This is a genomic window from Paracoccus simplex (assembly GCF_042648325.1).
Classification (GTDB): domain Bacteria; phylum Pseudomonadota; class Alphaproteobacteria; order Rhodobacterales; family Rhodobacteraceae; genus Paracoccus; species Paracoccus simplex.
This window is the reverse complement of sequence record NZ_JBHRXE010000019.1, coordinates 63,736-79,956: the sequence shown is the minus strand read 5'-3', so window position 1 is coordinate 79,956 and position 16,221 is coordinate 63,736. Positions and strand designations below refer to the sequence as shown.

15 protein-coding genes are annotated in these 16,221 nt (G+C 68.5%); 6 read left to right on the top strand and 9 right to left on the bottom strand.

Annotation, left to right across the window (positions count from 1 at the left end; genetic code table 11):
- The 3 genes from ACFOMP_RS08915 to ACFOMP_RS08905 form a co-directional block, all read right to left on the bottom strand.
- On the bottom strand, window positions 1–358 hold a 358-nt coding region (locus ACFOMP_RS08915; protein ID WP_449302607.1), incomplete at its 3' end, for a hypothetical protein.
- On the bottom strand, window positions 358–2,013 hold the full coding sequence (gene ettA, locus ACFOMP_RS08910; RefSeq protein ID WP_379029632.1) for an energy-dependent translational throttle protein EttA: 1,656 nt from the start codon (window positions 2,011–2,013) through the stop codon (window positions 358–360). The genes ettA and ACFOMP_RS08915, both read right to left, overlap by 1 nt.
- 73 nt (window positions 2,014–2,086) lie before the next feature.
- Window positions 2,087–2,944, bottom strand: coding sequence for a sulfotransferase family protein (locus tag ACFOMP_RS08905; protein WP_379029629.1), 858 nt, complete (start codon window positions 2,942–2,944; stop codon window positions 2,087–2,089).
- 217 nt (window positions 2,945–3,161) lie between these two features.
- Here ACFOMP_RS08905 and ACFOMP_RS08900 point away from each other — a divergent pair, with 217 nt between their 5' ends.
- Window positions 3,162–4,013: a hypothetical protein gene (locus ACFOMP_RS08900; protein WP_289893345.1), complete on the top strand. Its 852-nt coding sequence runs from the start codon at window positions 3,162–3,164 to the stop codon at window positions 4,011–4,013.
- A 34-nt stretch (window positions 4,014–4,047) separates the two neighbouring features.
- On the opposite strand, the gene ACFOMP_RS08895 is transcribed toward ACFOMP_RS08900, so the two are convergent.
- Both ACFOMP_RS08895 and ACFOMP_RS08890 read right to left on the bottom strand, forming a co-directional pair.
- Window positions 4,048–5,427 (bottom strand): FAD-binding oxidoreductase, encoded by a 1,380-nt coding sequence (locus ACFOMP_RS08895; RefSeq protein WP_379029626.1) that lies wholly within the window; start codon window positions 5,425–5,427, stop codon window positions 4,048–4,050.
- 69 nt (window positions 5,428–5,496) lie between these two features.
- Window positions 5,497–6,465 (bottom strand): DUF808 domain-containing protein, encoded by a 969-nt coding sequence (locus tag ACFOMP_RS08890; RefSeq protein ID WP_289893343.1) that lies wholly within the window; start codon window positions 6,463–6,465, stop codon window positions 5,497–5,499.
- A 156-nt stretch (window positions 6,466–6,621) separates the two neighbouring features.
- Here ACFOMP_RS08890 and cobS point away from each other — a divergent pair, with 156 nt between their 5' ends.
- The gene (gene cobS, locus ACFOMP_RS08885) at window positions 6,622–7,596 is read left to right on the top strand and encodes a cobaltochelatase subunit CobS (protein WP_379029623.1); all 975 of its coding nucleotides are present in this window, start codon (window positions 6,622–6,624) and stop codon (window positions 7,594–7,596) included.
- Here cobS and ACFOMP_RS08880 read toward each other — a convergent pair.
- Together ACFOMP_RS08880 and ACFOMP_RS08875 are read right to left on the bottom strand one after the other, a co-directional pair.
- Window positions 7,593–7,985 (bottom strand): type II toxin-antitoxin system HicB family antitoxin, encoded by a 393-nt coding sequence (locus ACFOMP_RS08880; protein WP_379029620.1) that lies wholly within the window; start codon window positions 7,983–7,985, stop codon window positions 7,593–7,595. The genes cobS and ACFOMP_RS08880 overlap by 4 nt on opposite strands.
- A complete protein-coding gene (locus ACFOMP_RS08875) occupies window positions 7,982–8,182 on the bottom strand; it encodes a type II toxin-antitoxin system HicA family toxin (RefSeq protein ID WP_379029618.1) in 201 nt (66 codons plus the stop codon). Before ACFOMP_RS08875 ends, ACFOMP_RS08880 begins: the two co-directional genes overlap by 4 nt.
- A gap of 77 nt (window positions 8,183–8,259) precedes the next feature.
- Between ACFOMP_RS08875 and cobT the strand changes: the two genes are divergently transcribed.
- The 3 genes from cobT to ACFOMP_RS08860 all read left to right on the top strand — a co-directional run bounded on the left by cobT (window position 8,260) and on the right by ACFOMP_RS08860 (window position 13,318).
- Window positions 8,260–10,122 carry a cobaltochelatase subunit CobT gene (cobT, locus tag ACFOMP_RS08870; protein ID WP_379029615.1) on the top strand — a complete coding sequence of 621 codons (1,863 nt, stop codon included), beginning with the start codon at window positions 8,260–8,262 and terminating at the stop codon, window positions 10,120–10,122.
- A gap of 97 nt (window positions 10,123–10,219) precedes the next feature.
- On the top strand, window positions 10,220–11,473 hold the full coding sequence (gene epsE, locus ACFOMP_RS08865) for an exopolysaccharide biosynthesis GT4 family glycosyltransferase EpsE (RefSeq protein WP_379029612.1): 1,254 nt from the start codon (window positions 10,220–10,222) through the stop codon (window positions 11,471–11,473).
- A gap of 27 nt (window positions 11,474–11,500) precedes the next feature.
- A complete protein-coding gene (locus tag ACFOMP_RS08860) occupies window positions 11,501–13,318 on the top strand; it encodes an aminopeptidase P family protein (RefSeq protein WP_289893338.1) in 1,818 nt (605 codons plus the stop codon).
- 108 nt (window positions 13,319–13,426) lie between these two features.
- On the opposite strand, the gene ACFOMP_RS08855 is transcribed toward ACFOMP_RS08860, so the two are convergent.
- The gene (locus tag ACFOMP_RS08855; protein WP_289893337.1) at window positions 13,427–14,473 is read right to left on the bottom strand and encodes a DUF475 domain-containing protein; all 1,047 of its coding nucleotides are present in this window, start codon (window positions 14,471–14,473) and stop codon (window positions 13,427–13,429) included.
- Between the two features lie 101 nt (window positions 14,474–14,574).
- Between ACFOMP_RS08855 and ACFOMP_RS08850 the strand changes: the two genes are divergently transcribed.
- Entirely contained in the window at window positions 14,575–15,249 is a 675-nt protein-coding gene (locus ACFOMP_RS08850) for a DUF1045 domain-containing protein (RefSeq protein WP_289893336.1), read from the top strand.
- On the opposite strand, the gene ACFOMP_RS08845 is transcribed toward ACFOMP_RS08850, so the two are convergent.
- Window positions 15,246–16,205 (bottom strand): magnesium transporter CorA family protein, encoded by a 960-nt coding sequence (locus ACFOMP_RS08845; RefSeq protein WP_379029608.1) that lies wholly within the window; start codon window positions 16,203–16,205, stop codon window positions 15,246–15,248. The genes ACFOMP_RS08850 and ACFOMP_RS08845 overlap by 4 nt on opposite strands.
- Window positions 16,206–16,221 lie beyond the last annotated feature (16 nt).

Here is a 16,221-nt window from a genome sequence, read left to right as displayed (position 1 = left end):
TCCCAGCTACCACCCTGGATTCGCGAGATGAATCCCTCACGCGATTTGTGCAACAGAGCCTCGTGATGGCAACGAAACGATCCCAATAATCCTTTTCATCGTCTTGGGCGTGGATCCGGATACGCGCAGCGATGCTGTCCCCCTCACCGACATAGACAGAAGGAAGATCCCCCTCAAGGCTGTCCCCATAAAGGAGGTAAACCCCCGTCCGAAACATCTCTTCACGCTTCAGAGCTACCTCAAGACGAGTTCTTGGACCGGCCAGGGCGTGGCCGGTCCAGTTAATGATTTCGGCAGTCAAGATCCCTGTAGCAGATCCTTCGGCAAGATAGAGTCTGACCGAGCGCCCCTTGCCCATTACCGCGTGAACTTCTTGTATTTCACCCGCTTCGGCTCGATGGAATCCGGGCCGAGGCGGCGGACCTTGTCGGCCTCGTAATCCTCGAAGTTGCCTTCGAACCATTCGACATGGGCGTCGCCCTCGAAGGCCAGGATATGCGTGCAGAGCCGGTCGAGGAAGAAGCGGTCGTGCGAGATGATGACCGCGCAGCCGGCGAAATCCTCCAGCGCCGCCTCGAGCGCCTGCAGCGTTTCCACGTCCAGGTCGTTGGTCGGTTCGTCCAGCAGCAGCACGTTGCCGCCCGACTTCAGCAGCTTGGCCATGTGGACCCGGTTGCGTTCGCCGCCCGAGAGCAGCCCGACCTTCTTCTGCTGGTCGCCGCCCTTGAAGTTGAAGGCCGAGGCATAGGCGCGGCTGTTCATCGTCGCGTCACCCAGCTCGATCTGCTCGGCGCCGCCCGAGATCTCCTCCCACACCGTCTTGTTCGGGTCCAGCGCGTCGCGCGACTGGTCGACATAGGACAGTTTCACCGTGTCGCCATAGCTGATCTCGCCGGCATCGGGCTTTTCCTGCCCGGTCAGCATCTTGAACAGCGTCGACTTGCCGGCGCCGTTCGGGCCGATCACGCCGACGATGCCGCCCGGCGGCAGCGAGAAGGTCAGATCCTCGATCAGCAGCTTGTCGCCCATGGCCTTTTTCAGGCCGTCGACCTCGATCACCTTGTTGCCCAGCCGCTCGCCGTTGGGGATGATGATCTGGGCGTTCGACAGCTTCTCGCGCTCGGACTGGCCGGCCAGTTCGTTATAGGCGTTGATCCGGGCCTTCTGCTTGGCCTGCCGCGCCTTGGCGCCGGCGCGGATCCATTCCAGTTCCCGCTCCAGCGTCTTTTGCTTGGCCTTGTCCTCGCGGGCTTCCTGCTCCAGCCGCTTGGCCTTCTGTTCCAACCAAGCCGAATAGTTGCCCTCGTAGGGGATGCCGCGGCCGCGATCCAGTTCCAGGATCCAGCCGGTGATGTCATCGAGGAAATAGCGGTCGTGGGTGACGATCAGGATGGTGCCGGGATATTCGATCAGGTGCTTTTGCAGCCAGGCGATGGTTTCGGCGTCCAGGTGGTTGGTCGGTTCGTCCAGAAGCAGCATGTCGGGCTGTTCCAGCAGCAGCTTGCACAGCGCCACGCGGCGACGCTCGCCACCCGACAGGCTTTCCACGTCGGCATCGTCCGGCGGGCAGCGCAGCGCCTCCATGGCGATGTCGATCTGGCTGTCGAGATCCCAGAGGTTCTCGGCGTCGATCTCGTCCTGCAGCTTCGCCATCTCGTCGGCGGTCTCGTCCGAGTAGTTCATGGCCAGCTCGTTGTAGCGGTCGAGCTTCTGCTGCTTGACCTTGACGCCCTCCATGACGTTGCCGCGCACGTTCAGCGCCGGGTCAAGCTGCGGCTCCTGCGGCAGGTAGCCGACCGTCGCGCCCTTGGCGGCCCAGGCCTCGCCGGTGAAATCCTTGTCGATGCCGGCCATGATGCGCAGCAGCGTCGACTTACCGGCGCCGTTGACGCCGACGACGCCGATCTTGACGCCGGGCAGGAAGTTCAGGCGGATGTTCTCGAAGGTCTTCTTGCCGCCCGGATAGGTCTTGGACACCCCGTCCATGTGATAGACATACTGGTAGGAGGCCATGATCTTTCCCCGTTTGCTGTAACTCGTGCGAAGCTGCGCGCTATGTAGTCGAGCGGGGGCGAAAGGGGAAGGCTCAGCGGAAGTCCTTGGTGAAATCCAGTCCGAAGGTCCGGTCGAGAAACTCGAATTGCGGCTCCAGCTTCGCGCGCAGGCGCTTGCGGGCCTTGTCCGGCACCGAAAGCCCGCTGTCCGAGGCGAAGACCTTCTTGCCGATGTCGCGATAGTCGTGCGGCGGCAGGCCCAGGAAGTCCTCGACCCGGCGCAGGAAGCCCAGCGGCTCGCGGGCGATCATGCCGAAGGGCATGTAAAGCAGCCGGTCGGGGCCGAAATGCGCGTTCCAGCGCGGGACGTAGCTCAGGTAGTCGCCGCGATCCATCAGCACCGGATCCTCGACCTCCTCCAGCCATGCCTCGACCGTCTTGGGCTTGCGGCGGGCGCGTGTCAGGTTCATCTTCAGCTGCGAGATGGCCCGGTCCACCGGGTGGCGGATGATATAGACGAATTTCGCCTGCGGCAGGAATTTCGCCACGAATTCCACGCCTTCCGGCGGCAAGGTCGAATATTCCGGGGTCACGTCGATCGGATGCGTGCCGGCGGGCGCCGGGGCGAAGACCTGCTTGTACCAATGATTGGTGAACATGGCGCCGCTGGTGATGCGGTCCAGATAGCGCACCATGTCGCGCGGCATCTCCTCGCCGCGGGCGGCCCAGCGCTTCTCGATGGTCTGGCGGCCGCGGCGATAGTGCCAGGGCAGCCATTTGCGGTGCTCCTCGATGAAGCGGTGGTTGAAGAACTGCACCTCCTTGAAGGGCGGGGTCCAGACCGCGGGATGCTGGCCCAGCATCTGCGACAGCCAGGTGGTGCCGGCCTTCTGCGCGCCGATGCCCAGGAAATCGGGTTTGCGGGGTTTGCCCTCGGGGTCCCAGTTCATCGGTCGCGCCCTCGTATCCGTCGCCTTGCCTGCGCCTGATTAAGCCAGCCGCGCCGCGGGGGGAAGCCATGCGGGGCGGTTTTTGCGGGATCGGGCCGGTCCTTGCATGTGCAGCGGCGGGCGCGTCACGGTCGCGCGGTTCGCGACGCGCCCGCCGACTTGCCCCCTGCCGCCCCGCCGGCTAACCTGCGGGGCAAGGCCGGCAACGGAGGTGACGATGACAGGTTTTCTGCCCAACAACCGCCAGAATCCCCAGCACAGCCCCGTGGCGCGCAAGACGGTTCTGAGCCCCGGCGACGCGATGCGGCGCAACCGGGTGCTGCCGCCGGCGCAATGCCGCGACAACCGCGCCAAGCTCGCCAATCTGCGCAATCTCATCGCCGCGGCCGAGCGGGAATATCGCGAGATGACGCTGGAGCTGGACCGGCTGAACGACGAGGGCCGGGTCTGGCTGGTCATCGACCTGATCCACAAGACCGCGCTGGCCTCGCTGGATCTGGGGGCGGCGATCATGCAACTGACCGGGCACAAGGCCGGGGACGCGGCGCGGGCGCTGGCCGATGGCACGCAGACCTTCAGCGACATCCACACCGGCGCGGCGGGGGTGGCGAACGGCTCGGTCTCGGGGACCGAGTTCGCGCGCACCCTGGCGCAGCGGGCGCTGGCCCACACGCCGGCCAAGGGCGCGGGCGCGGCCTATGCCAAGGGCACCGCCGACCTGGGCCTGGGCGGCTGGGCCAGCATCGACAGCATCACCGGCGCCCAGGGCCGCAGCGCCGCCAATGCCCGCACCGCCGAGGCCGGGGTCGAGATGGCCGCGGGGCTGGTCCAGCGCACCGCCGACACGCTGGACACCCCGGCCGCCAAGCGCGTCGGCGCCGCGGCGCAGATCGCCAAGGCGATGGCCAGCTACAACCGCGAGCTGGAAGCGGCCTTCAACCGGCGGCTGGAGACCTCGGGCGGCCTGATGGCGACAAAGGCGACCTTCCAGGCGACGATGCAGCGCAGCATGGCCCGCTATCGCCGCGACGCCGCCGAGCTCGAGACGCTGCTGGAAGGCTGCCTGTAAGGCCGCGGCGGGCCGAGGCGGGCCGGTTCACGGGTCAGTTCACCTCGGGCACCAGCTTGCCGGGGTTCAGGATGCTTTCGGGGTCGAGCGCCTGCTTGATCGCCGCCATCACCGAGACCGCATCGCCGTGCTGGGCGCGCATCAGCGGCCGCTTGCCGATGCCCACGCCATGCTCGCCGGTGATGGTGCCGCCGACGGCGATGGCGCGCTCGGCCATGCGGGTGGCGACGCGCTTGGCGGCGGCGAGTTCCGCCGCGTCGCCGGGCATGACCAGGATCTGGGCGTGGAAATTGCCGTCGCCGACATGGCCGACCATCGGGCCCAGCAGCCCCTCGGCGCGGATGTCCTCGGCCGCCGCCGCCACCGCCGCCGGCAGGTGCGACATCGGCACACAGACATCCGTCACCACCGCCGTCGCCCCCGGCCGCAGCGCCAGGCAGGAGCGATAGGCGTTGTGGCGCATCTTCCACAAGGCCGCCCGCGCCTCGGGCGTGGTGGCCCAGTCGAAGCCGGTGCCGCCGAATTCGCCGGCCAGCGCGCCGAAGGCCTCGGCATCGCCCTTGACCGAGGCGGGCGCGCCGTGGAATTCGACCATCAGGTGCGGCCCCTCGTGCATCCGGGTGCCGGCGAAGGTGTTGAAGGCGCGCACCACATCGGCGTCGATGAACTCGATCCGCGCCATCGGGATGCCCGACTGGATGGTCGCGGTGACGCATTCCACCGCCTGCTCCAGCGTCGGGAAGCCGCAGACCGCCGCCGCCACCTCCTCGGGCTGGCCGTGCAGGCGCAGGGTCAGCTCGGTGATGATGCCGAGCGTGCCCTCGGAGCCGACGAACAGGCTGGTCAGGTCATAGCCGGCGCTGGATTTCGCCGCCCGGGTGCCGGTGCGGATCACCCGGCCGTCGGCCAGCACCACCTGAAGCGCCAGCACGTTCTCGCGCATGGTGCCGTAGCGCACGGCGGTGGTGCCCGAGGCCCGCGTCGCCGCCATGCCGCCCAGGCTGGCATTGGCGCCGGGATCGACCGGGAAGAACAGGCCGGTGGCGCGCAGCTCGGTATTCAGCGCCTCGCGCGTGCAGCCGGGCTGGACGCTGACCTGCATGTCCTCGGCGCGGATCTCCAGCACCCGGTCCATGCGCAGCATGTCGAGGACCAGCCCGCCCTGCGTCGCCATCGCCTGCGCCTCGAGCGAGGTGCCGGTGCCCCAGCCGATTAGCGGCACCCGGTGGGCGTGGCAGATCGCCGCGACCTGCGCCACCTCATCGGTGGTCTCGGGCCAGGCCACGGCATCGGGCGGCGGCGCGCGGTGATAGGATTCGGACTGGCCATGCAGATCGCGGTCGGCGGCGCTGGTCGAGAAGCGGGGCCCGAGCAGCGCGGCAAGCGCCTCGGCGGCGGCGGCGGGAATCGGCATGGCACCTCCTGCTGAATTGGTATGGCAGTTCATAGTCCCGCCCGCCGGCCGACGGCAAGACGCGCCGCCCTATGCCCGCGCGCCGAACAGCCCCTTGACCGCGCCGATGGCGGGCGAGACGAGGTAATGCGCCACCGGGATCAGGATCATGCCCAGGATCACCCCGAAGATGCCGTCGAAGAAGGCGGTGGTGGCCCAGGCGGCAAGGCCCGGCGCGGCGGGCACGGCATGGGCCGCGGCCTCGGCCATGTGGTGGATCCATTCATAGGGCTGGTGCTGGCCCAGCACATGCAGCCCGTGCACGACGATCTGGCCGCCGACCCAGATCATCGCCGCGGTGCCGACCACGGTCAGCACCTTCATGAAGCCCGGCATGACATGCACGATGCCGCGCCCCAGCACCGCGCCGGGACCGCCGCGCTCGTGCAGGTGCAGGCCGAAATCGTCGGCCTTCACGATCAGCGCCACGAAACCGTAGACCGCGACGGTGATGCCCACCGCCACCACGGCAAGGATCAGCGCCTTCATCCCGATCGCGTCATCGTTCGGGATCGCTGCCAGCGCGATGGTCATGATCTCGGCCGAGAGGATGAAATCGGTCTTGATCGCGCCCCGGACCCGCTCTTCCTCGAGGCCGGCGCCGCCCTCGGCGGTGACGGTCAGGTGCGGGTCGTTGCCATGGTCATGGGCAAGCGCGTGGAAGATCTTCTCGGCGCCCTCGAAACACAGATAGGAACCGCCGATCATCAGCAGGGGCGTGATGAGCCAGGGCGCGAAGGCCGAGAGCAGCAGCGCGATGGGCAGCAGGATCACCAGCTTGTTGAACAGCGAGCCGCGGGCGATCTTCCAGACGATCGGCACCTCGCGCGCGGCGGAAAAGCCGTGCACGTATTTCGGCGTCACCGCCGCGTCGTCGATCACCGCCCCCGCCGCCTTGGCGCCGGCCTTGACCGCCTGCCCGGCCACGTCGTCGACCGAAGCCGCCGCGATCTTGGCGATCCCCGCCACGTCATCCAGCAGCGCCAGCAATCCGCTCATGCCAATCCGTCCTGTCCCAAGGTTCCGCACGGCACTCTAGGCGGCGCCGCACCCATGCGCAATTCGCGGCTGCGGCGAAGGTTCCGCGGCCCCGGCCGGCTTGCACCCGTCTGCCGAATCATTCATCAAGCATGGAACAATCGAAAGGGCCGCCCCATGCTGGATCAGAACGCGAAACCGACCGAGGAAATCGACCTGCGCGAGGTCTTCGGCCTTGACAGCGACATGAAGGTCAAGGGCTTTGCCGAGCGGTCCGACCGGGTGCCGGACATCGACACCACCTACAAGTTCGATCCCGACACCACGCTGGCGATCCTGGCGGGCTTTGCCTATAACCGCCGGGTGATGATCCAGGGCTATCACGGCACCGGCAAATCCACCCATATCGAGCAGGTGGCGGCGCGGCTGAACTGGCCCTGCGTGCGGGTGAACCTGGACAGCCATGTCAGCCGCATCGACCTGATCGGCAAGGACGCGATCAAGCTGGTGGACGGCAAGCAGGTCACGGTGTTCCACGAGGGCATCCTGCCCTGGGCGCTGCGCAACCCGACCGCCATCGTCTTCGACGAATACGACGCCGGCCGCGCCGACGTGATGTTCGTGATCCAGCGCGTGCTGGAGGCCGACGGCAAGCTGACGCTGCTGGACCAGAACGAGGTCATCACGCCGAACCCCTATTTCCGCCTGTTCGCCACCGCGAACACCGTGGGTCTGGGCGACACGACGGGGCTTTACCACGGCACGCAGCAGATCAACCAGGGCCAGATGGACCGCTGGTCGCTGGTCTCGACGCTGAACTATCTGAGCCACGACGCCGAGGCCGCCATCGTGCTGGCCAAGAACCCGACCTACAACACCGAAAAGGGCCGCAAGATCATCAACCAGATGGTGACGCTGGCCGACCTGACGCGGACCGCCTTCATGCAGGGCGACCTGTCCACGGTCATGTCGCCCCGGACGGTGATCGCCTGGGCGCAGAACGCCCGCATCTTCGCCGACAACGTGGGCTATGCCTTCCGGCTGACCTTCCTGAACAAATGCGACGAGCTGGAGCGCCAGACCGTGGCCGAGTTCTATCAGCGCCTGTTCGACGAGGAACTGCCGGAAAGCGCGGCGGTCAAGGCGGGCTAATGCCCGCCCTTGATCTCATTCAGGGCCGCCATCGCCAGAAAGCCCGAGCGGGTCAGGCCCAGCCGCGCCGCAGCCGTGTCGACCGCGTCCAGTGTCCCGGCATCCATGCTGACATTCACCCGACATTGCCGAGTGGTGCGACGGATATGCGGCACCGCGATCAGGAAGGCGCCAGCCGTCAGCTCCGCCGCGCATTCGGCGGCGATTTCGCCCAAGGCGCGGGGCTGGCTGTCCGGGGCATCCTCGAACCACAGCTCCAGCGCCTCGACCGCGTTCGGCAGGATGTCTTTTTCGTCATCGGCCGCAGAAAAGCAGCCCGGCAGGTCCGGAAAACGGATGCCAAAGGCGCTGTCGGGATCTTTTTCGACCAATGCCAGATAGGTTTTCATTCCTTGTCCTCCAGCCAGCCGGCCATGCGCGCGATGCTGCGGGCCGTGCCAATGGGCAAATCCTTTTTGGGGTGCGGCACGATCACGACGCGCCCTTCCTTGCGGAACTTGTGATGCGATCCCCGGACCGAAACCTCTTCCCAGCCTTCTTCCGCAAGACGGCGCAGAATGTCGCGGCTGTTCCGAAGGATTTCCACGTGTGTAAATATGTGCGCACGGCATGGTGCGTCAAGTCCTCTCGACAGCCGGCCTGAACTGGCCCAGAAATAAGCTCATGAAAAAATCCGACAACCCCGCCGATCCGTTCAAGAAGGCCCTGACCGAGGCCACCCGCGCCCTGGCCGAGGATCACGAGCTGAACGTGACCTTCACCGCCGACCCGTCCGGCGTGGCGGGCGACACCATGCGCCTGCCGCAGGTCAGCCGCCGCATGACCCGCGACGAGGTGCTGCTGGCGCGCGGCACCGCCGATGCGCTGGCGATGAAGCTGCGCCACCACGACGCCGCGACCCATGCGAAATACGTCCCCGCCGGGCCGATGGCGCGCGACCTCTACGAGGCGATGGAGACCGCGCGCTGCGAGGCTCTGGGCGCCCGCGACATGCCCGGCGCGCTGTCGAATATCGACGCCAAGCTGGGCCAGGAGGCCGAGCGCAAGGGCTATGGCCAGATCAAGGCCCCGGCGGATGCGCCGCTGGCGGTGGCGGCGGGCTATATCGTGCGGCAGGCGGCGACCGGCCGCACCCTGCCCTCGGCCGCGCAGCATGTCGCCGACCTGTGGCGGCCCTTCGTCGAGGAACAGGCCGGCGCCGATCTGGACACCGTGGGCCAGGTGATCGCCGATCAGGCCGCCTTCGCCCGGCTGGCCCGCAAGGTGATCGCCGACCTGGGCTATGGCGACCAGCTGGGCGAGGATCCGGACGAGCCGCAGGAGGACGAGGCCGAGGAAAACGCCGAGCAGGACGAGGAGGCCGGCGACAACCAGTCCCGCGACCAGAACCAGGACGAGGAGGCCGAGGCCAGCCCCGAGCGCACCCAGGACCAGACCCAGGAGGAGCGCCAGGCCCAGGTCAGCCTGGACGACCAGTCCGACGAGGAGCTGGTGGACGAGGCCGAGATGTCCGAGGCCGAAACGCCCCCCGACCTGCCGCCGCAGGTCAGCGAGGCAAGCCCCGAATACCGCGTCTATACCCAGGAATTCGACGAGGAGATCCGCGCCGAGGACCTGGCCGACCCGGCCGAGCTGGAGCGGCTGCGCGCCTATCTGGACAAGCAGCTCGAGCCGCTGCGCGGCGTGGTCAGCCGGCTGGCGAACAAGCTGCAGCGCCGGTTGCAGGCGCAGCAGAACCGCAGCTGGGAATTCGACAAGGAAGAGGGCGTGCTGGACGCCGGCCGCCTGGCGCGCGTGGTGGCGAACCCGACGACGCCGCTGTCCTTCAAGGTCGAGAAGGACACCGAGTTCCGCGACACCGTGGTGACGCTGCTGCTGGACAATTCCGGCTCGATGCGCGGCCGGCCGATCTCCATCGCCGCGATCTGCGCCGACGTGCTGGCCCGCACGCTGGAGCGCAGCCAGGTCAAGGTCGAGATCCTGGGCTTCACCACCCGCGCCTGGAAGGGCGGCCAGAGCCGCGAGAAATGGCTGGCCGCCGGCCGGCCGGCGCAGCCGGGGCGGCTGAACGACCTGCGCCACATCATCTACAAGGCCGCCGATGCGCCCTGGCGGCGGGTCCGCCCGAATCTGGGCCTGATGATGAAAGAGGGGCTGCTCAAGGAAAACATCGACGGCGAGGCGCTGGAATGGGCGCATCGGCGTCTGGCCCGGCGGCCCGAGGCGCGGCGCATCCTGATGGTGATCTCGGACGGGGCGCCGGTGGACGATTCGACGCTGTCGGTCAACCCGGCGAATTTCCTGGAAAAGCACCTGCGCGACGTGATCGCGATGATCGAGCGCAGAAAGCAGGTGGAGCTGCTGGCCATCGGCATCGGCCATGACGTGACCCGCTATTACGAGCGCGCGGTGACGATCACCGATGCCGAGCAGCTGGCCGGCGCCATCACCGAACAGCTCGCGGCGCTGTTCGAGGCCGATCCAAGGAAGCGCGCCCGCGCCATGAACCAGCGCCGGGCGGGATAGGCCTGTCCATTCCGGCTGCTTGATCTGCCCCGTCTCCCGTGCGACCAATTTCGCCGGATCGGGGCGGCTTTCCGCCTTGCAGGCCAAGGGGCTCGACGTGTTGAAGATCGGTTTTTTCATTCCCGAGTTTCCGGGCCAGACGCATATCTTCCTGTGGCGCGAAAGGCAGGCGCTGGCGGAACTCGGCATCGAGGCCGAGCTGATCTCGACCCGGCCGCCGCCGCGCGCCGTCGCCTCGCATAGCTGGGCGGCCGAGGCGCAGGCCCAGACCCGCTATCTGATGCCGCTGGGCGGCGAGGGCTTCGGCATCGTCGCGGAATTCCTGCGCTCGGGCCCGTCCGGCTGGGCCCGCGGCCTGGGCGCGGCGCTGAGCGCCGAGGCGCAGGGCGTGAAGGGCCGGCTGCGCATGCTGGCGCTGCTGGGCATGGGCGCGCGGCTGAAGCGCATCGCCCGCCAGCAGGGCTGGGACCATATCCATGTCCACAGCTGCGCCGACAGCGCCAATATCGCCATGTTCGCCGAACGGCTGGGCGGGCCCGGCTACAGCCTGACCCTGCACGGGCCGACGCTGGAGGGCTATGGCCCGAACCAGCGGCAGAAATGGCGCCATGCCCGCTTCGCCACCATCATCTCGCAATTGCTGACGCGCGTGGCCGAGCGCGAGATCGGCACCGATCGCCCCGCCGTGATCAACGTGGCGCCGATGGGCGTGGACCTCGACCAGATCCGGCGCCGGGCGCCCTGGCAGCCCCCCGCCCCCGGCGAGGCCCTGCGCATCTTCAGCTGCGGCCGGCTGAACGCGGTCAAGGGCCATGACCACCTGATCGAGGCGGTCGCCCTGCTGCGCGCCCGCGGCATCGACGCCCGGCTGGAGATCGCCGGCGAGGACGAGCAGGGCGGCTCGGGCTATCACCGCCAGCTCGACGCGCTGATCGCGGCAAAGGGGCTGGGCGACGCGGTCACGCTGCTGGGCGCGGTCAGCGAGGATCGGGTGCGCGAGGGGCTGGAGCGCGCGCATGTCTTTGCGCTGGCCAGCCTGAACGAGGGCATCTCGGTCGCGATCATGGAGGCGATGGCGATGGAAATGCCGGTGGTCGTCACCGATGTCGGCGGCAATCACGAGCTGATCACCTCGGGCCGCGACGCGATCCTGGTGCCGCCCGAGCGACCCAAGATCATGGCCGAGCAGATCGCCCGGCTGCACGCCGATCCCGAGCAGGCGCAGCGGCTGGCGCAGGCCTCCCGCGCCCGCGTCGCCGCCGAATTCCACCACCGCCGCAGCGCCGAAGCCGTGGCCGACGGCCTCGCGCGCACCCTGCCCGGCGCGCGCGTGGCGCTGGCCCGCGCCTGACAACCAGAACAAGACCCGGAGGCGAGCATGTTCCAGAATTACGACAGCCATTCCGACCCCGCCGCGCATCCGCCCCGGCTGGCCGCGCTGCGCCGCGAACTGGCGGCGCGCGAGCTCGACGGCTTCCTGGTGCCGCGCGCCGATGCGCATCAGGGCGAATATGTCGCCACCCGCGACGCGCGGCTGGCCTGGCTCAGCGGCTTCACCGGCAGCGCCGGCTTCTGCATCGTCACCCCCGACCGCGCCGGGGTGTTCATCGACGGCCGCTATCGCGTGCAGGTCAAGGCCGAGGTGGATCCCGCGCATTTCACCCCGGTGCCCTGGCCGGAAACCAGACCCGCCGACTGGCTGCGCGCGGCCCTGCCCGAGGGCGGCCGCATCGGCTACGACCCCTGGCTGCAGACGCGGCGCGAGATCCGCGAGATGGAAAAGGGCCTGGCCGGTTCGGGCATCGCCCTGATCGCGCTTGACGCGAACCCGGTGGATGCGATCTGGCCCGACCAGCCCGAGCCGCCGGCGGGCGCGGTGCGGCTCTGGCCCGGCGGCATCGCCGGCGAGACCGCGGCCGAGAAGCGCACCCGCATCGCCCGGGCGCTGCGCGAAGCCGGGCAGCAGGCGGCGGTGCTGACGCTGCCCGACTCGGTCTCGTGGCTGCTCAACATCCGCGGCGCCGACGTGCCGAAGAACCCGGTGGTGCAATGCTTCGCCATCATCGAGGAGACCGGCCATGTCACCGTTTTCACCAACCCGGCCAAGTTCGACGCAGAGCTGCGGGCGGCGCTTGGCAACGAGGTCTCGGTGCTGCCGCTGGACGCGCTGACCCCGGCGCTGACCAACCTGGCCGGCCCGGTGCGGGTCGATCCCGCCAGCGCGCCCGACCGGGTCTTCGCGCTGATCGAAAGCATGAACACCCCGATCGCCGAGGCGCCGGACCCGGTGATCCTGCCGAAAGCCTGCAAGAACCCGGCCGAGATCGCCGGCATGCGCGCCGCGCATCTGCAGGACGGCGCGGCGGTGACGGAACTCTTGTGCTGGCTCGACGGCCGCGCCGCACAGCTGGACGCCGAGCCGCTGACCGAGATCGACGTGGCGCAAAAGCTCGAGGCATTGCGCGTGGCGCGCGGCATCCTCGACATCAGCTTCGACACCATCGCCGCCACCGGCCCGCATGCCGCGATCCCGCATTACCATGTCGACCGGCAAAGCAACCTGCGCATCCTGCCCGGTCATGTGCTGCTGGTCGATTCCGGCGGGCAATATCCGGACGGCACCACCGACATCACCCGCACCCTGCCGATGGGTCCGGTCGATCCGGCGGTGCGCCGGCCCTATACGCGGGTGCTGCAGGGCATGATCGCGGTGTCGCAGGTGCAGTTCCCCCAGGGCGTCGCCGGCTGCCATATCGACGCGCTGGCCCGCGCGCCGCTCTGGTCCGAGGGCATGGATTACGACCACGGCACCGGCCACGGCGTCGGCGCCGGCCTGTCGGTGCATGAGGGACCGGTCAGGATCTCGCGCATCTCGGAGATCCCGCTTGCTGCCGGCATGATCCTGTCGAACGAGCCCGGCTATTACCGCGAGGGCGTCTTCGGCATCCGCATCGAGAACCTGATCGTGGTCGAGACGCGCGAAAGCCCGGACGGCCGCGCCATGCTGGGCTTCGAGACCCTGACCTTCGCCCCCATCGACCGCCGGCTGATCGAGCCCGGCCTGCTGGCCCCGGCCGAGATCGCCTGGCTCGACGCCTATCACGCCCGGGTCCGGGAGAAGATCGCGCCGCTGGTCGCGGGCGAGGTGCGCGACTGGCTTCACCAGGCGACGCGGCCGCTGGGCGGCGGCGCCTGACATCCGGCGCCTTTCACCGTTTCCCAAATACCCCGGCAACCGCGCCCCGGGGCGCCGTCGCATGGGTATTTGGGAAACAGAGAAGCCCCGTGGCGCCGGGCGGCGCGCTCAGCCGTGCGGATGGCGCCGGCGCCAGGCCAGCGAGCTGAGGAAGGCCATGCCGATGAAGCAGGCGCCCAGAAGCCCGGTGACCACTTCCGGGATCGGGCGCAGGGTCTGCACGAACATCAGCACCGACAGCACGAAGATCGACCAGAAGGCGCCATGCTCGAGATAGCGGAAGGCGGCGAGCGTGCCGCGCTCGACCAGCATCACCGTCATCGAGCGCACATACATCGCGCCGATGCCCAGGCCGATGGCGATCAGGAACAGGTTCTGCGTCAGCGCGAAGGCGCCGATCACCCCGTCGAAGCTGAAGGAGGCGTCCAGCACCTCGAGATAGAGGAAGGCGCCGAAGCCGCCGCGCGCCATGTCGGCATGGCTCGGCGCGCTGCCCCAGCGGTCCAGCACATGGCCCAGCATGTCCACCAGCAGATAGGTGATCACCCCCCAGATCGCGGCGATGATGAAGGCGTGCTCCTTTTCCGCCGGCAATTGGCCGACGATCACCAGCATGCAGATCAGCACGAAGCCGACCTCCATGCCGCGGATCTCGCCCAGCTTGCGCAAGGCCGCCTCGACGCCCTTGATCCAGTCGACGTCCTTGGCCTCGTCGAAGAAATAGTTCAGCGCCACCAGCATCAGGAAGGCCCCGCCGAAGGCGGCGATCGGCAGATGCGCCTCGTGGATGATGCGGGAATATTCCTGCGGCTGGGTGGCTGCCAGGCGCACCGCCTCCCATGGCGCGAGGCGGGCGGCGATCACCACCACCAGCAGCGGAAAGATCACCCGCATGCCGAAGACGGCGATGATGATGCCCCAGGTCAGGAAGCGGCGCTGCCATTTCGGCGTCATCTGCCTGAGCTTCTGCGCATTGACGATGGCATTGTCGAAGGAAAGCGAGATCTCCAGCACCGCCAGGATGCCGGCGATCAGGAAGAAGGCCAGCGCCCCCGAGCCGGTGCCGTGATATTCCCAGCCGAGAAAGCCGGCCAGCGCCAGCCCCACGCCGGTCAGGATGAAGGGCCAGGTCATGTAGCTGAGCGTCGATCTCATGCGCTGTCCTTCGGTCATGCGGCTGGTCCTCCGGTCATAGGCTTTGCTAGGAAGGCGGACAAGGCGGCCCGCTGCAGGGCTGCCCTGCGGCAGGAGGGGCCATGCAGTTTCGGCGTTACGCGATCTATCATCTGCCGACGGGCGCCCTGGGCGAGTTCGGCGGCGCCTGGCTGGGCTGGGACGCCCGGCACGGCATGGCGCATCTGCGCCCCGGCGGCCTGCCCGGCGATGCCGATGCGCTGACCGAAACGCCGCGCCGCTATGGGTTCCACGCCACGCTGAAGGCACCCTTCCGCCTGGCGCCGGGCCGCGGCCCGAAGGAACTGGCGCTGGCGCTGCGGCTGATCTGCGACCATCTTGCGCCCTTCGCGCTGGCGCTGGAGACGCGCTGCGACTGGGGGTTCGTCGCGCTGCGCCCGAAGCGGCAGCCGGCCGGGCTGCTGGCGCTGGAAGCCGCGCTGGTGACCCGGCTCGATGCCTTCCGGGCGCCGCTGACCCCGGCCGAGCGCGAGCGGCGCAATCCCGACGGCCTGCCGCCGCAGGCCCGCGCGCATCTGGACCATTGGGGCTATCCCTTCGTGCTGGAGCTGTTCCGCTATCACCTGACGCTCAGCAGCCAGCTGCCGGCGCCGCTGGCCGAGGCGCTGCGCCAGAAGCTGGCCCCGCATCTGGCGCCGCTGATCGCCGCGCCCATGCCGGTGGCAGCCGTCGCGCTGATGGGCGAGGACGAGGACGGCTTCTTCCGCATGATCGAGGAAGTGCCGCTGCGCGGTTAAAGCCATTTCCGCCATTTCAGCACCAGGAAGGTGACCACGGCCGAGACCACCATCAGCCCCAGCGCCATGGGAAACCCCCATTCCAGCTCCAGCTGGGGCATATGGGTGAAGTTCATGCCGTAGATGCTGGCGATCAGCGTCGGCGGCAGGAACAGCGCCGCCACCACCGACAGGATGCGCACGCGGTCGTTCTGCTGCAGGCCGATCATGCCCATGGCGGCATCGACGGTCATGGCAATGCGCGAGCCCAGGAAATCGGCATGCACCTCGAGCGCCTGGATGTCGCGTTGCAGCGCCGTGCCGAGCGAGCGGATATGGCCATGCTCGGGCTGGTGCCCGGTATTGGCCGCGTGATAGGCCAGAATGCGGTCCATGGACAAAAGCCCCATGCGCACCCGGCTCATCAGCTCGGCCTGCTGGCCGATGGTGACCAGCGAGCGTTGCAGCGATGCCGCGTCCGAGGCCGCGGTCATGGTCAGCACCTGCCCGGCGGTGGTGTCGAGCACCTTGGTCACGCCTTCGGAAATATCGGCGAAGCGGCCGATGATCTCCTCGACCAGCCCCAGGAACACCCGCGCGGGCGAGCCGCAGCCGCTGCTGGAGCGGTCGGCGCGCGGCGGGAAGGTCTCGAAGGGGCGCGGGGCGTGGTGGCGCACGGTGACCAGCTGGCGCGGGCTGACGATGAAGGTCACCGGCATGGCGGCCGGGGTGCCGTCGGGCAACTGTCCCGGCAGCACCCCGGTCATGTAGAGGGTGCCGTTATCGGTATAGAGCCGGTTCGAGATCTCGATCTCTTCCATCTCGGCCAGGGTCGGGATTTCGTATCCCAGCGCCGCCACCGCCTTCACCTGCGAATCCAGCGGGCGATAGAGGTCGATCCACAGCGCCTCGGCCAGCCCCCCGCCCTCGGGCAGCGGCAACAGCCCGGCCCCCTGACTGATATAGCTGTAAAGCATCCTGTCCCGCCCGGCC

What these genes read in the sequence shown, in the direction of transcription:
- ACFOMP_RS08860 (WP_289893338.1), top strand. Translation starts at nt 11,501, where the DNA reads ATGTTCCAGAATTACGACAGCCATTCCGACCCCGCCGCGCATCCGCCC.
- ACFOMP_RS08855 (WP_289893337.1), bottom strand. Translation starts at nt 14,473, where the DNA reads ATGAGATCGACGCTCAGCTACATGACCTGGCCCTTCATCCTGACCGGC.
- ACFOMP_RS08895 (WP_379029626.1), bottom strand. Translation starts at nt 5,427, where the DNA reads ATGCCGATTCCCGCCGCCGCCGCCGAGGCGCTTGCCGCGCTGCTCGGG.
- ACFOMP_RS08890 (WP_289893343.1), bottom strand. Translation starts at nt 6,465, where the DNA reads ATGAGCGGATTGCTGGCGCTGCTGGATGACGTGGCGGGGATCGCCAAG.
- ACFOMP_RS08880 (WP_379029620.1), bottom strand. Translation starts at nt 7,985, where the DNA reads ATGAAAACCTATCTGGCATTGGTCGAAAAAGATCCCGACAGCGCCTTT.
- ACFOMP_RS08845 (WP_379029608.1), bottom strand. Translation starts at nt 16,205, where the DNA reads ATGCTTTACAGCTATATCAGTCAGGGGGCCGGGCTGTTGCCGCTGCCC.
- ACFOMP_RS08900 (WP_289893345.1), top strand. Translation starts at nt 3,162, where the DNA reads ATGACAGGTTTTCTGCCCAACAACCGCCAGAATCCCCAGCACAGCCCC.
- ACFOMP_RS08905 (WP_379029629.1), bottom strand. Translation starts at nt 2,944, where the DNA reads ATGAACTGGGACCCCGAGGGCAAACCCCGCAAACCCGATTTCCTGGGC.
- ACFOMP_RS08850 (WP_289893336.1), top strand. Translation starts at nt 14,575, where the DNA reads ATGCAGTTTCGGCGTTACGCGATCTATCATCTGCCGACGGGCGCCCTG.
- cobS (WP_379029623.1), top strand. Translation starts at nt 6,622, where the DNA reads ATGCTGGATCAGAACGCGAAACCGACCGAGGAAATCGACCTGCGCGAG.
- cobT (WP_379029615.1), top strand. Translation starts at nt 8,260, where the DNA reads ATGAAAAAATCCGACAACCCCGCCGATCCGTTCAAGAAGGCCCTGACC.
- ettA (WP_379029632.1), bottom strand. Translation starts at nt 2,013, where the DNA reads ATGGCCTCCTACCAGTATGTCTATCACATGGACGGGGTGTCCAAGACC.